Source organism: Collinsella aerofaciens (assembly GCF_019131995.1).
GTDB lineage: Bacteria > Actinomycetota > Coriobacteriia > Coriobacteriales > Coriobacteriaceae > Collinsella > Collinsella aerofaciens_S.
Genome location: NZ_JAHONA010000003.1, coordinates 18,246 through 32,793, shown reverse-complemented (window position 1 = coordinate 32,793; position 14,548 = coordinate 18,246). Strand labels below are relative to the sequence as shown.

Annotated in this window: 12 protein-coding genes; 6 read left to right on the top strand and 6 right to left on the bottom strand. The window is 60.1% G+C overall.

Annotation, left to right across the window (positions count from 1 at the left end; translation table 11 throughout):
- Positions 1 to 22: 22 nt before the first annotated feature.
- Positions 23 to 1,156, bottom strand: coding sequence for a coiled-coil domain-containing protein (locus tag KSY82_RS01405; protein ID WP_217749952.1), 1,134 nt, complete (start codon positions 1,154 to 1,156; stop codon positions 23 to 25).
- Between the two features lie 313 nt (positions 1,157 to 1,469).
- Here KSY82_RS01405 and KSY82_RS01400 point away from each other — a divergent pair, with 313 nt between their 5' ends.
- Both KSY82_RS01400 and KSY82_RS01395 read left to right on the top strand, forming a co-directional pair.
- Positions 1,470 to 2,726 (top strand): carboxylate--amine ligase, encoded by a 1,257-nt coding sequence (locus KSY82_RS01400; protein ID WP_217749951.1) that lies wholly within the window; start codon positions 1,470 to 1,472, stop codon positions 2,724 to 2,726.
- Positions 2,727 to 2,810: 84 nt separating this feature from the next.
- Positions 2,811 to 3,557 carry an aspartate/glutamate racemase family protein gene (locus tag KSY82_RS01395; protein ID WP_254881658.1) on the top strand — a complete coding sequence of 249 codons (747 nt, stop codon included), beginning with the start codon at positions 2,811 to 2,813 and terminating at the stop codon, positions 3,555 to 3,557.
- A 126-nt stretch (positions 3,558 to 3,683) separates the two neighbouring features.
- Here KSY82_RS01395 and KSY82_RS01390 read toward each other — a convergent pair whose 3' ends face one another.
- The 5 genes from KSY82_RS01390 to KSY82_RS01370 form a co-directional block, all read right to left on the bottom strand.
- Positions 3,684 to 4,430, bottom strand: a complete 747-nt coding sequence (locus KSY82_RS01390) for an energy-coupling factor transporter transmembrane component T family protein (protein WP_055309787.1) — start codon at positions 4,428 to 4,430, stop codon at positions 3,684 to 3,686.
- Positions 4,423 to 6,174 (bottom strand): ABC transporter ATP-binding protein, encoded by a 1,752-nt coding sequence (locus KSY82_RS01385; protein WP_215673838.1) that lies wholly within the window; start codon positions 6,172 to 6,174, stop codon positions 4,423 to 4,425. Before KSY82_RS01385 ends, KSY82_RS01390 begins: the two co-directional genes overlap by 8 nt.
- Before the next feature lie 212 nt (positions 6,175 to 6,386).
- A complete protein-coding gene (locus KSY82_RS01380; RefSeq protein WP_195245723.1) occupies positions 6,387 to 6,959 on the bottom strand; it encodes a hypothetical protein in 573 nt (190 codons plus the stop codon).
- Between the two features lie 405 nt (positions 6,960 to 7,364).
- The gene (locus KSY82_RS01375) at positions 7,365 to 9,167 is read right to left on the bottom strand and encodes a C69 family dipeptidase (protein WP_217749949.1); all 1,803 of its coding nucleotides are present in this window, start codon (positions 9,165 to 9,167) and stop codon (positions 7,365 to 7,367) included.
- A 410-nt stretch (positions 9,168 to 9,577) separates the two neighbouring features.
- The gene (locus KSY82_RS01370; RefSeq protein ID WP_217749948.1) at positions 9,578 to 10,495 is read right to left on the bottom strand and encodes a diacylglycerol/lipid kinase family protein; all 918 of its coding nucleotides are present in this window, start codon (positions 10,493 to 10,495) and stop codon (positions 9,578 to 9,580) included.
- A 98-nt stretch (positions 10,496 to 10,593) separates the two neighbouring features.
- Here KSY82_RS01370 and rnd point away from each other — a divergent pair, with 98 nt between their 5' ends.
- The 4 genes from rnd (at position 10,594) to xseB (ending at position 14,546) form a co-directional block, all read left to right on the top strand.
- Entirely contained in the window at positions 10,594 to 11,727 is a 1,134-nt protein-coding gene (rnd, locus tag KSY82_RS01365) for a ribonuclease D (RefSeq protein ID WP_217749947.1), read from the top strand.
- Positions 11,728 to 11,965: 238 nt separating this feature from the next.
- On the top strand, positions 11,966 to 12,670 hold the full coding sequence (locus KSY82_RS01360; protein WP_118081779.1) for a zinc metallopeptidase: 705 nt from the start codon (positions 11,966 to 11,968) through the stop codon (positions 12,668 to 12,670).
- Positions 12,671 to 12,785: 115 nt separating this feature from the next.
- Entirely contained in the window at positions 12,786 to 14,237 is a 1,452-nt protein-coding gene (xseA, locus tag KSY82_RS01355; RefSeq protein WP_438265351.1) for an exodeoxyribonuclease VII large subunit, read from the top strand.
- A gap of 42 nt (positions 14,238 to 14,279) precedes the next feature.
- On the top strand, positions 14,280 to 14,546 hold the full coding sequence (xseB, locus tag KSY82_RS01350) for an exodeoxyribonuclease VII small subunit (RefSeq protein WP_006234311.1): 267 nt from the start codon (positions 14,280 to 14,282) through the stop codon (positions 14,544 to 14,546).
- Positions 14,547 to 14,548 lie beyond the last annotated feature (2 nt).

Genomic DNA, 14,548 nt, shown 5'->3' with positions numbered 1-14,548 from the left:
TTGGGGCCCTTTGACGTTGATCTTAGATGCGGTTCATCTGGGCTGCAACCTTGTTGTACCAGTCCTGCCACGTGGGCGGGCAGTACTTTTTGGCGGCTGCCGGGGTAAGCGTGGAGCCATAGTTGGCGCCAAGGTAGGCAACGTGGGCAGAGACGCCCTCGCTCCAGCTGCCAAAGCTCCGCCAGCCGCCGCCACGGGCGCTCCAACCCCAGGCGTTATAGGAGCCGGCACAATAGAGGCCCTTGCTGCTCTCGATGCAGGCGATGGCGGGAGACCAGCGAGGGTCAACACCGGTGTTCCAGGCTGCCACGGCAAAGTTATGACCCTGGCCTGCCATGGGGGAGCCGGCGAGGTAGTTGTCGATGCGACTCGTCCACTCGTTGATAAACGAGTCGTAATCGGAGTTGCCGGTATTGGAGTTGTTCACCGTGGTGTCGATGGTGGTGTTGGCGTTATTGGCCTGGCTGTTGGAGTTGTTGCCGCTCACGCCCTCGCCCGAGAGCTTCTCGGCGGCAGCGGCCTTGTCGGCCTCGAGCTTGGCCAGCTCGGCGGCATTCTCCTGCTCGGCCTTTGCCTGGGCTTCGCTGCGAAGCTGCTGGGCCTGTGCCAGTGCGTCCTCGGCGGTTTTCTGCTCGGCCTCGAGCTGGGACTTGGCCTGCTCGAGCTCGGTCTTGTTCTGCTCGAGCTCGGTCTGCATCTTGTTGAGCTCTTCGATCTCGTCGACGCTCGAGCTCGTGATCTGGTTGGTGTACTTGCAGGTGGTGATGAACTCGCCCAGGCTCTGCGCGTTGACCAGGAAGCTCACGATGGGATTGGTACCCTTCTGATACTTATACAGATCGCGCATGGCGGAGCTCGCCTTGGCCTGTTGATCGGGAAGTTCGGCTTCGATCTTCTCGATGCTTGCCTCGTTGGTGTCGATTTGCTTCTGCAGATCCTCGAGCTTGGTGCGGGCCTCGTTGTAGGCGCTCGTGGCGGCTTCGATCTTCTGCTGGGCAGCGGAAAGCTGATCCTGCGTTGCCTGCGAGGCGGCATAGGCGGCGACGGGGGAGAGCATCGGCGCGGCCGTCAGTGCAACGGCGAGCGCGGCGCTCGTGATGATACGAGCCGGCTTCGACGCGATGAGCGCTGCGGTGCGATGGTTCGAATGCTGCATCCAGTCCCTCTGCAATCAATCGTAGGTTATGGTACGAAAGGTATTCTACTACTGCTTTCGACCTCAACTTGAACCTTAAAGGTTCTAAAGGGTCAAGTTGAACTTGAGGCTTTGGCCTTGACCTGCAGTTATAGTGAATTGTTGAGAAACCATAGAGTTCAACTTTAACGTTACGGAACCCTGCGGGCTCGATCATAAACGCCTGCTTGCCATAGATACGGTGGAGCTTTGGGTGCCGGCGGCTCGGCACGCTAGAATAAAACGGTTGCTCAAAGACCACCCGTTCTGGGGCAGTTCTAGATAGGAAGTTTCCATGGCATTGCAATTTACAGAGCGCGAGTTCATTCCCGTGCTGCTCGGTGGCGACATCAACGCCTATTCGGTGGCGCGCGCCTTCTACGAGGAGTACCAGGTCAAGAGTCTGGTCTTTGGCAAGTATCAGACGGGTCCCGCGTACCGCAGCCAGATTATCGACTACACGCCCAACGTGGATATCGACACCATGCCCGTGATGCTCAAAACCGTCAACGGCATTGCCCAAGCGCATGCCGACAAGACGATTGTCCTTGTGGGCTGTGGCGACAACTATGTTGCCCTCGTGGCTCAGGCCAAGGATGCTCATGAGCTGGCGGACAACATCGTCGCTCCCTACGCGCCCTACAGCATGCTCGAGCAGTGCCAGAAGAAGGAGATCTTCTACGAGCTGTGCGAGAAACATGGCGTGCCCCATCCGCACACGTTTACCTTTACCAAGGCGATGCTCAATGCCCAGGGTGAGGCGCCTGCCGAAGTGCTCGACCAGATCGATTTTCCTTACCCGATGATTCTGAAGCCTTCTGACGGCATCATGTGGTGGCAGCACGAGTTCGAGGGCCAGAAAAAGGCCTATGAGATTGCCGACCGTGCCGAGCTGGAACAGGTCATTCGCGACTCGTATGCCAGTGGCTACACCGACGACCTGATCTTACAGGACCGCGTGCCCGGTAACGACGAGTACATGCGCGTGCTCACCAGCTATTCCGACCGCAACGGCAAGGTGCGCATGATGTGCCTGGGTCACGTACTGCTCGAGGAGCATCAGCCCCACGGTGTCGGCAACCATGCCTGTATCATTACCGAGCCTAATGACGAGCTCATGGGCGGCGTGCGCAAGTTGCTCGAGGACCTTCACTTTGTGGGCTATTCCAACTTTGACGTTAAGTACGACGAGCGCGATGGCTCGTTTAAGTTCTTCGATTTCAACACGCGCCAGGGCCGCAGCAACTACTACGTTACCAACAGCGGCTTTAACGTTGCCAAGTATGTGGTGGACGAGTATGTGTTCAACCGCCCGTTTGCGCCGGAGTTTGTGACGGCGCAGGACGAGGCTCTGTGGATGGTCGTCCCCATGGGCGTCGTCGACAAATACGTCAAGGATCCCGAGCTGCGCGCTAAGGTGCATCGCCTGGACAAGGAAGGCAAGGGCGCCGACCCTTCGTTTATGAAGGGCGACTTTGTCTTTAACCGCTGGCTGCGCATGTGGCACACTAAGCTGCGCCACTTTAAGCTGTTCAAGACGTATTACAAGTAGATGAGTGCGGCGCCCGTCCGGTTTGCATCGGGCGGGCGCGGGTACGATACGCGCAATTGCGCAAGCGTCACCAAGGAGGCGGCGATGGAAAAGCTGGGAGTTATCGGCGGCATGGGCGCCGAGGCCACGTCGTATTACTACGACCAGGTGGTGCGTCATACGGCTGCTGCCTGCGATCAGGAACATATCGACATGGTGGTGCTCTCCAAGTCGACCATGCCCGACCGCACGTTGGCCATTAAGACCGGCGAGCATGCCAAGCTGCTGGCGACCATGAAAGAGTGTGCCCAGGCACTCGAGTCGCTGGGCTGTGCGCACATTGCCATTCCCTGCAACACGTCGCACTACTTCTACGACCAGATCCAGTCGTTTACGAAGGTGCCGATTATCCACATGCCGCGTGAGTCGGTGCGCTATGCCCTTGCGGGTGCGGTGATGGGGGAGTGCGAGTTCGACCCCAACCTGAGTATGCCGGCCGAGCCGGTGCACAAGATTGGCATTATGGGAACCGATGGAACCGTGGGCGCGGGCGTCTACGGACGCGAATGTAAGGCTGCGGGTGTTGAGGTTGTCTATCCCAGCGAGAAACGTCAGAACGATGTGATGTCGCTTATCTACGATGACGTGAAGGCCGGACGTGAGCCCGATATGGATAAGTTCGACCGCGTGATGTGGGAGTTCGCCCGTAGCGGCTGCGACCGCGTCATTCTGGCCTGCACCGAGCTCTCGGTGCTGCAGAAATACCGCGAGATGCCCGAGATTACCCTCGACGCCATGGACGTCTTGGTGCGCGAATCCGTCATCCGCAGCGGCGCCCCCTACCGCCAATAGCCCTCGATCTGCCAAAAAGGGACAGGTTTATTTTTGGTAGGTATTATCTGGGGAAACAGTAAAGGCCTCGGCTCGTTTGGTGCGAGCCGAGGCCTTTTGCGTTGGGTGGTTGCTGTCGGTGGTGAACTAGAACAGGAAGCCGATGGCGATGAGGGCGATGCTGACGATGAGCACGGCGATGTCCAGACCCTTGATGGGATAGCGCTTGTACGAGCTGGCGCGTGTGCGCAGATAGAAGCCGCGCTGTTCTGCCGCCAAGGCTGTGGCATCGGTCTTGCCCACGCTCGAGATGAGCAGTGGCACGCACAGTGGCAGCATGAGCTTAAGCTTCTTGATGGGGTTCTTGGTATCGTACTCGACGCCGCGTGCGGTCTGCGCCTCCATGATGGCATTCATCTCCTGACCAAACACCGGTACAAAGCGCAGCGCCGTGGTAAAGGTGAAGGCATAGCGATACGGCACATGCAGCACCTCGACGCAGGCGTTGGCAAGGTCGTTGAGCTTGGTCACCATGAGCATGAGGATGAGTGGTAACGCCACACCCAGCAGGCGCAGGCAGGCCTTCGATCCTGTGATGAGGCCCGTGTCGGTGATAAAACCCCACACCACGTTGCCATCGCGCATAAAGGCCAGCTGGAGCATCAGCATGATAAGCGCGAGCGGAATCAGCAACTTGAGCAGCGAGAACAGACGGTCGACGACGCCGGCGTAAGCTCCCAGTGCGAGCGTGAGCGCCAGAAAGCCCAGCAGCGCCACGTAGGTGTCGGACAAAAAGATGCCGACGATGATGGCGGCGGCGAGGCCCAGTTTGACGACGGGATTCAGGCGATGCAGCAGCGTATCGCCCGGCATGTAGTCGATGACGTTAACCACGGTGGACCATCTCCTTGGTAATTCGAACGACATCGGTGACCTCGCTCACCTGCGCAAAAGCGGGCGAGACGGAAGATGCCAGACGGCGCGAGAGTTCGATGACCTGGGGCGGCTCAACGTAGGCATGCTGCATGAGTTCGATGTTCGAGAACAGCTCGTGCGTGCGGCCGCGATCGAGGATGCGACCGTCGGCCATTACTACGATGCGCTCGGCAAAGTCGGAGACGACTTCCATGTCGTGGCAGACCATGATTACGGCGCAGCCACGCTCGGCCATGGTACGCACCGTTTCCATGACGGTCATGCACTCGCGGTAATCAAGGCCGCTCGTGGGCTCGTCGAGCACCACGATTTTGGGCTCTACGACCACGACGGAGGCGAGTGCCACCATTTGTCGCTGGCCGCGCGAAAGCGAGAAAGGCGCCTCGTCGGCCGGCAAGCCAAAGCGGTCGATGACGAGTTGGGCACGACGCAGAGCCTCGGCGCGGTCCATGCCGCCAAGCTCCAAGCCAAAGGCGACCTCGTCGAGCACGGTGTCCTTGCAGATTTGACGGTCAGGGTTTTGGAAGAGGGTTGCGACCTCGCGGGCAATGCGGCTCGTGGGGACGGTTGCGGTATCCAGTCCCGTGACGCGCACGCTGCCCGAGGCGGGCTTGAGCAGACCCGTGAGCAGCTTGGTGAGCGTGGTCTTGCCGGCACCGTTTTGGCCGACGATGCCCACGAGCTCGCCAGGATAGAGCGTCAGGCTAAGGTCGTGTACGGCGGCTCCGCCATTGGGATAGGCAAACTCAACATGGTCGAAGGTGAGTACGGGTTCGGCGTCCTTGGCATGAGGGCGCAACGACGGTGCATGCGGGGAACCGGCGGGCGCCTGGGCTTCGATAGCCGCGCGTGCGGGGTCGACGATGCCCGAAATCAGGCACTCGGCCTCATCGACATCCAAGCAAGGGGTACCGCTTACTAGACCATCGGTTTCGAGGCTATTGAAGATACGCGTGACGCGAGGGCAGTCGACGCCGATGGCACGAAGCTCGTCGGTATGCGCGAAGACCTCGTGTGGCTCGCCCTGCAGCGCGATTTCGCCATGGTTGAGCACGAGCACGCGGTTGCAGTACTCCGAGAGCAGGGCGACCTTTTGCTCAACGACGACGATGGTGATTCCAAGTGTGCGGTTTGCCTCACGCAACGTCTCGAAGACCAACGTGGAGCTGGCGGGGTCGAGTGCCGCGGTGGGCTCGTCGAGAACCAAGACGCGCGGACGCATGGCGAGGATGGCGGCGATGGCTACCTTTTGCTTCTGTCCGCCCGAGAGGGTGGCGATCTCGCGGTCGCGCAGGTCGCTGATGCCGACGGTCTCGAGCGTTTCGCTCACGCGCTGCTCGATCTGGTCGTGGGGAACGCCAAAGTTCTCGAGGCCAAAGAGCATCTCGTCCTCGACGACCGAGGCGACCATCTGCGTGTCGATATCCTGCAGCACACTGCCGACGATTTGCGACACGTCGGTCAGCGAGACCTCGCAGGTGTCGTGGCCGTCAACCATGACGGACCCAAAGAACGTGCCGGTGTAGTGGTGGGGCACGGCACCCGACAGGCAGGCGGCAAGCGTAGACTTGCCGGCGCCTGAGGGCCCGATGATGCCGATGAAATCTCCCTTGTTCACGCTGAGCGAGATGTGGCTGAGCGCCTGCTCGGTCTGCGTGCCATAGGAGAACGAGACATCGTCGACGTTGATGATCGTTTCCATGGATACCTTTCATAGTCATTGGGGACGTTCTTTAATGACTAGTCGTTTAAGAACGTCCCCAAAAGCTAGTCGTTTGGGACAGTCTTTGATGGTGAAGCACGGAGACGGCTTTACGAGGGGCCCCAGGTTGGCGCGAAAGAGGAGCGAAGCGTACTTGGGTACGCGAGCGACGAATGAACGCCAAGATGGGGTGGCTCGTAAAGCCGAGCGGGTTAGTTGAGCCTAAGGGCCTTCTGAATGGGCAGGTAGAGGGCGCCGACCAGAATGGCGTTAAAGACGGCGGTCATGGCGACGACGGGCAGCATGGCGGCGGCGAGCTCGCCTACCACGCCGAGCATGGCCATCTTGATGATCATGAAGATGACGCCGGAGACAAAGGTGGTCAGGAAGGTTGCGACAATGGCGATCGCGGGCTTGACCTGACCGTTCTTGCCGGCGGCGTTGACGATGCCGGCCATGAGCATGGCGGCGATGCCTTCGGCGGCAAAATCGACAAAGGGCGAAGTGGTGGTGATCTGGATCACGGCAGCCGAGATGAGGCCAATGACGAGCGCCTGACCGATGTTGGGGCGAACGACCAGGATGGTGAGGCAGAAGGCCGAGATGATGAACTCGGGGCTGATCATGCCGCCCGAGATGCCCGAGATTGCCTTGCCGACGGTGAAGTTGAGGATGAAGCCGGCGGCGAGCAGGATGGCGAGCAGGACGAGGGCGCGGACATCGAGTTTGCCGCGGTCGGCGGTCTGGACGGTGCGGGGCTGGGCGGCGGTGGTGTTCTGAGACATGGTGAAAATCCTTTCGGAAGGGGAGTGCAAGAGAAAAGCGGAGGCGCGTGATGCGAATGCGATCGGGCTCGAGATAGAAAAAGGCCCCCGGTCGAAACCGGAGGCCTTCCAATCACCTAGAGCGCAAAAACAGGCATGAGAGACTCACTGTCGACCGATCGTATTCGCATCACGCCACCACCAGTTGTTGAGAGACGTCATCGTGTCCTTCATATTGGTGACTCCTTTCGTGATGCCATGGCGCGGTCGCACCTAGTTGCTGTTGCGCTGCACTATAGCACAGCGAAGTGTGTACAGGGAAATCTTTTTTGAAAAGATTTCGGCGACGTTTCCCGCCGGTCGAACGGGCGGCTGGGTGGGCGGGCGACCTTGGCCTTCCCGCCCGCGCCTTAAGGTGAGGGGTTCTTAGGCCTTTTTGCGACGATAGAGCACGAAGCCGCAGACACCGATGACGACGACGGCGCCAACGGCCATGGCGGCCATGTTGTTGCCCTCGGACTTCTTCTCGGTGGCCTCTTCCTTCTCGACCTCGGGCTCGGCTACGTCCTCATCGGAGAGGGCCTCGTCGGCGTAGGTGATGGACTCGACCAGGCAGTCGTTGTCGGCATCATAGTCGCTCGGGACGAACTCCTCGGAGAAGTCGCCCTCCTTGAGGTAGTCGCGCATCTCCTCGAGCATGGCCTTGCACTTGACGTAGGTGTTCTTGGTGGCAGCCTTGCCGGCCTTGTTGGCCAGGGCGGTACGGGCCTCGGTGTCCTCGGCGGCCTGCATGGCCTCGTCGACGGTCAGGTTCTGCTCGATGAGCTCCTTCTGCAGCGCATCGAGGTAGGCGCGGACGCCGGTGGCGCAGTTGTCGCGGTTCTCCTCGGCGAGCGTGTTGATGTCCATGAGGACGTAATTGATGGAGTTCTTGGGCTCCTCGTTGTTCACGACGTCTTCCTCTTCACAGTGATCGAAGGAGACATCCTGATCGCTGAAGTAGGGGCTGACCTCGGTGAGCAGTGCAGAGTAGAAGGGAATAGCGACGGAGAACTCGGCGTTGGAGAGCATCTCCCACTGGATGGTCGCGATCTCGGGATCCATGCCCTGACGGATCTGGAAGGTGTGGATCTCGGTGTTGCGGTTGGAGCCGATGGCGTAGGCGCCGTCGGTGTTGGCGTTGAGGCCGGCGACATTCTCGCCGCGAGCGGCGAAGGAACGGATCATCTCAAAGGTGTTCCAGTCGGACTTGCCGGGCTGGAAGAACAGCGGCTGCATCTCGTGGACCAGGGCGCCGGTCGTGGCGCGAGCGTCTTCTCGCTCGTCCTTGACGATCTCGTAGTCGGTGCCTTCAGCCAGCGGGGTCATGAAGTAATCGCGACCCTGGATATAGCGCGACCACTGGTGCATACCGGCCTCGCCAATCTCCTCGCCGTAGGTCTTGGCGACGTCGAACTTGCTGTCGGTGTACTCGGCAAAGCCCTTCTCCTTAGGCATGGACTCGATGCCCTCGGAATGGAGACAGTTCTCGGTGTCATCGAGGTCGACGTTATAGGTGAGGTTGCCGATGTTGGGGTTGAGCGAGGCGATGTCATCGGCGAGCTTCATAGCAATCCACTGATGGCCGGAAAGCGCGGCGAACAGCCAGGTCTCGGTGCTGTCGGCGATGATGATCTGGTCGTTGGAGCAGACGCCCTGCTCGTCGATCAGGCTGCCGATGAGCTCGACGCCCTCGCGGGCCGTGGCGCTCTCGCCCAGGATGACGCTGGCATAGCTGTACTCGCCAATGCCAGTCTCCTCGGTGATGGGATCGGCCTCTTCGGCCTTCTCGTTATAGGAGGTGCTCAGCGTGGCAGAGCAGGAAACGCCCTTCTCGTTGATGCCAGCCTCGGAATATGCGTCGTAGCGATCTTCCCACTGCGAGGGGTTGTCGCGAACGAAGGTGTAGCGGTAGGTTGCGCCCTTGGACTTGTACTCAAAACCGGACTCGACCGAGGTGTACTCGTTGCCGTCCTTGTGTGCGGGCTCAATGCCAAAGTGCTTGACATAGCGCGGACCGAAGTCCTCGGAACGGCCATAGTACGTGTTGCCGTCTGCCGTGAGCTTGCTGCCCATGTAGATCTGGGTGCAGGCGAGCGCCGAAGTCGGCATGGCCATGATGGCCGCTGCTCCAAACGCAAGGCCGCAGCCGAGCTTTTTGAGCGTGTTGACAGGATGAGTAAACCTCATGATCCCTCCCAACCGTTGAAACCCCGCGGAACCGTGCAGGATTTCAGCTAATAAATACATCTATTAGCCTATCGGAAGTCTAAATAGTATTCATCTATTTCGATGAAATACTCGATGAGCGTCCTAAAATATGCGATGAGCGGACAAGAATACTCATTATCTAGCTTTAGTTAAATAAAGACGCCCTGCAATTACTGTACCTGAATAAAGCGCCTTGCACGGGGCGCAAAGAAAAATCCCCCGCTGTTTGGCAAATGCATAAACAACGGGGGAGACGATGATTGGATGAATATCATACCAGTGTGGAATTACTTCTTCCGGCGGTGGATTACGTTAATCGCATAGCCGACGAGCATGGCCAAGACGATGACGATAAAGCCAATCAGGGGGTTGTCGTTCATGGGGTCCTCCTATTTTCCGAGCGGGGAGAATTCGTCGACGATGAGGTCGAGGCATTGCGGAAGCGCGCGGGCTCCAAAGACGCCCGAATTGCTGGAGATAATCTCGCCATCGAACTGCATGCCCAGCGACGGGGTGCAGGTGATCTTGGCTTCCTTGGTCTGGATGATCTTGAACTGCGGGCGGCCGAGTACCTTGCCGGCGGGGTCGAGTGCGGCGGTGATCACAGTCGGTAGAAGCTGCACAGTTTTTACGGGTTCGATGACCGCAATGTCGACCATGCCATCGTTCATACGGCAGTCGGGGAACAGGTTGATGTCGTTTTGGATGACCGAGGTGTTGCCGGCCATGCAGCAGATGCCGTCGAGCTCCTCGACAATGCCGTCATGCTCAATCGTAAAGTGCGCCACCGTGGGATTGGGCGTGGCGAGCGCGGAGAGGAAGTAAGCGATCTCGCCGATGTCGTTTTTGGTGGGGGCGGCCTTCATCATGATCTCGGCGTCGAAGCCCGAGCCGGCGATGATGATGAAGCCGTGGCGCTTCTCGTTGCCGTTCTCGTCGAGCCAAAAGAGCTCGCCCATGTCGACTTTGACCGTGCGACCGGCACGGCAGGCCTTGGCGAGCGCCGCCGCCTCGGGGGCATTGCCGATGTTGTAGAAGAACAGGCAGGCCGTACCGGAGGGGAAGACGAGCGTGGGGACACCGCATCCGCGCATCTGGTCGAGCACGTTGGAGACAGTGCCGTCGCCGCCCGAAACGACCACGCGGTCAAACTCGCGCACGTCTGCCACGGCGTCCTCGGGTTCCATGCCATCGCCGATAAAGCGCATCACGACCTCGTCGCCGCCCTGTGCAAGGGCGTGCGTGAATGCGAAGATTTCATCTGAGCTGGGGCCCGATGCCGGGTTGTGGATGATAAGGCAGCGCATACTTACGTTCCCGTTCTGTGACTAACCGAGTATAGTTGTAAGGCAATGCCGATATCCTACCCGTGTTTTTCGGGCCTAACCTTATTCGATGGGTTGATATGTACATTTCCACACATCAGGCTCTACTCGACTTTTGCCAGCGCGCCCGTGAGTTCGACGCGATTGCCGTCGATACCGAGTTTTTGCGCGAGCGCACGTTCCATCCGCGTCTATGTTTGGTTCAGATTGCCACCCCTGCTGAGAGCGTCGCGGTCGATCCCCTGGTAATCGACGACCTATCGCCGCTGGCCGAGCTTATGGCCGACGAGAGCGTGACCAAGGTCTTCCACGCGTGCTCGCAGGATATGGAGGTCATGCTCCATACCGTGGGCGTGCTGCCACGACCGATTTTCGATACGCAGGTCGCCGCCGCCTTTTTGGGCGAGCGCCAGCAGATTTCGTATGGCGCGCTTGTTCAGACGTTCTGCGGCGTATCGCTGCCCAAGACCGAGTCACTGACCGACTGGTCGCGCCGCCCGCTGACCGATAAGCAGATTGAGTATGCGATCGATGACGTCAAGTACCTGATCGTCGCCTATACCGAGATGATGAGCCGCCTGCGCGAGCTGGGCCGTGTGGACTGGGTGCTCGACGAGCTGCACCCGCTGGCTGACGAGTCGCACTATCGCGCCGATCGCCACGAGGCGTTCCGCAAGGTCAAGCGCATCAATTCGTGCAGCCGTCATCAGCTGAGTATCGCGCGCGAGCTCGCCGCCTGGCGCGAGGACCGCGCCGAGCGGCGCAACATCCCACGCAAGTGGGTCATGTCCGACGACACGCTGCTAGCGCTCGTTAAGCGCAATCCCGTGCGCGTTGAGGAGTTCCGTAGCATTCGCGGTACCGATCAATTGGGGGAGCGCGACGTGGACGGTGCGCTCATGGCCATCAAGCGCGGTGCGAGCTGTCCGCACGATCGCCTGCCGCTCTTGGTGCGCGGACATCGTCAGATTTCGCCGGAGCTGGAGAGCGTGACTGACCTTATGTATGCGCTTATCCGCCTGGTTGCCGAGCGCTCAGGCGTTGCGACCTCGGTCATTGCCTCGCGCGATGACCTGGCCGACTACATTGAGCATCCCGAGCAGAGCCGCCTGCGCGAAGGTTGGCGCTTTGAGCTTGTGGGCTCGCGCCTGGACGATCTGCTTTCCGGCAATATGGGGTTGACGGTGAAGGACGGCAAAATCGAATTGCTGTAGGTATATAGTTACGCGGTTTTACCAAACCGCGTAACAGCTCGACGCTGCAAACGGCCGAGAGCGGCAATCTGACGTTCAATCGTCGCTCGCGTACCAAAGTACGCGTCGCTTCTCTTTCACGTCACCTTGCTCGCTCTCGGCCGTTTTCGCTGACATTGCCAAAACATCGATGTTGATTTGCTGGTCAGTCGAATGGGTAGAATGCCTCCAACGTGTAACTCGATTCGGAGGAATTCGCATGCCTTATTACTATGGATACGGCTTTGGCATTGACCCGCTGTACCTGCTGGTTGTTCTTGTCTGCACGGTGCTTGGCCTTGCCGCGCAGAGCTATATCAACTCGACGTACAAAACCTGGTCCAAGGTTCGCTCGGACGGCGACACGGGCGCCACGGTCGCTCGCCGCATGCTCGACGCCAACGGCTGCAACGCCGTGGGTATCAAGGGTGTCGCCGGCGAGCTCACCGACCATTACAACCCACAGGACAATAACCTGTATCTCTCGGATGCCAACCGTTCGGGCGGGTCGGTCGCAAGCGTTGCCGTCGCCTGCCACGAGGCGGGCCATGCCGCCCAGCGTCAAAGCGGTTACGCCATGATGAAGGTTCGCACCGCCCTCGTGCCGGTCGTCAACTTTACCCAGAACACCTGGACCATCGTGTTGCTCTTGGGCCTGTTTATGAACATCGCGGGACTCACGACCCTCGCACTGATCTTCTTCTCGTTTAGCGTGCTGTTCCAACTGGTTACGCTGCCGGTCGAGATTGATGCCAGCCGCCGCGCCGTGGCGTACATCGAGCAGTCGGGCATGAGCTCCAAGCAGGTCAATGGTGCCAAGAAGGTCCTGACGGCAGCCGCGCTTACCTATGTTGCTGCAGCGCTCACTTCGATCATTCAGCTGCTCTACCTGATGGCTCGCTACAACAGAAACTCCAACCGATAACAAATTGGCTTGACAGGCGCCGCGGAGATTTGTGTCCCCGCGGCGCTGTACTATGTGTTGGACTTGAATTTGCGCAGGGCCGGAGCCCTTGTGCACGATAACGAAAGGAGGCTGCGTGGCAGGCTGGAATCTGACCGGCAATGCCGTTTCCGCCGAGTTCGACGGTTCGGACGAGCAGGAGCGTAAGGAACTCAGCGTGAGCCAGGCGGTGGAGATCGCCGCCGGCGCGCTCGATGCCATTCCGCAGCTGAGCGTTTTGGGCGAGGTCACGGGCTTCCGTGGCCCCAACGCCCGAAGCGGCCACTGCTACTTTCAGATCAAGGACGACTCGGCGGCCGTCGACTGCATCATCTGGAAGGGTGCCTATCTCAAGCGCACGTTCGATCTGCGCGACGGCATGCAGGTGAGCTTTAAGGGCAGCTTCAATCTTTATAAGGCCACGGGCCGCATGAGCTTTGTCGCTCGCTCATTCTCGCTGGCGGGGGAGGGTCTGCTGCGTCAACAAGTGGCGCAACTGGCCGAAAAGCTGCGTCGCGAGGGCCTGATGGACGAAGCGCGCAAGCGCCGTATTCCGGTGTTCTGCTCCCGCGTGGCGGTCGTCACCTCGCTTTCGGGTGCCGTAATCGACGACGTCAAGCGCACATTGCGTCGTCGCAACCCGCTCGTCGAGCTCGTCTGCGTGGGCGCCAAGGTTCAAGGTGAGGGTGCGCCGGCTGAGCTCATTGAGGGCTTGCGCCGCGCCGCCGCCATCACGCCGGCGCCCGACTGTATTTTGCTGGTGCGCGGCGGCGGCTCCTTTGAGGACCTCATGACCTTTAACGACGAGGAGCTTGCTCGCGCGGTGGCGGCTTGTCCTGTGCCCGTGGTGACCGGCATTGGCCATGAGCCTGATACCTCGATTTGCGACATGGTGAGCGACCGCCGCGCCTCCACGCCCACGGCGGCGGCAGAATCGGTGGCGCCGGCTATGACGGAGTTGGCCGATGTGCTCGAGGCGCGCCATCAGCGTCTGGGTGCCGCGATGGCATCGATGATTGGGTCGAATCAGGTTGATCTGGAGATGCTCGACCAGCGCGGTCGCCGCGCCTGGGATACCTATACGGCCCGCTTGGGCGATGCGCTCGATGCGGCTGCGTGCCGCCCGTGCCTCAACGACCCAACGTTTATGGTCGAGCGTCGCGAGTCTGAGCTTGCCCTGACCGCCGATCGCCTGTCGGGCGCCATAGTACGCTCGGTCGGGACATTCCGCTCCAGCTTTGAGCGCCTGCCCGAGCGCCTGGTTGCAAGCACCTCGGGGCTCGATGGCAAGCGCCATGCGCTCACGCTTGCGAGTTCCCGTCTAGAGCATCAGGGGCGTACGATGCTCAGCAAACCCGCGTCCGACCTAGGCCGTGCGGCAGCCTCGCTCGATGCCCTGTCTCCGCTCAAGGTGCTTGCCCGTGGCTACTCCATCGCGTATAGCGATGACGGTGTGGCTACGAGCGCCAAGACCTTTAAGCCCGGCGACGCCATCCGCGTGCGCATGGCAGACGGCAACGTGGCTGCAACGGTCGATACGGTCGAGTAGGCCGCGTTTCATAGCGACAAACCTTTAGGAAAGGAAACAGATATGGCAGAGAAGACCCCGGTCGAGCAGCTTACGTACAAGCAGGCCTCGCAGGAGCTGGAGCTCATCATCCGCAGCTTGGAGTCGGGCGATATGGAGCTCGAGGAGTCGCTCGAGAGCTATACCCGCGGCGTAGAGCTCCTCAAGAGCCTGCGTACTCGCTTGTCCGATGCCGAGCAGAAGGTCTCGGTGCTCCTTAAGGACGTCGACGGCAACGACGTGCTCGCCGACGGCGAAGCCGCCAACACCGACGACAACCTCTCGTTCTAACC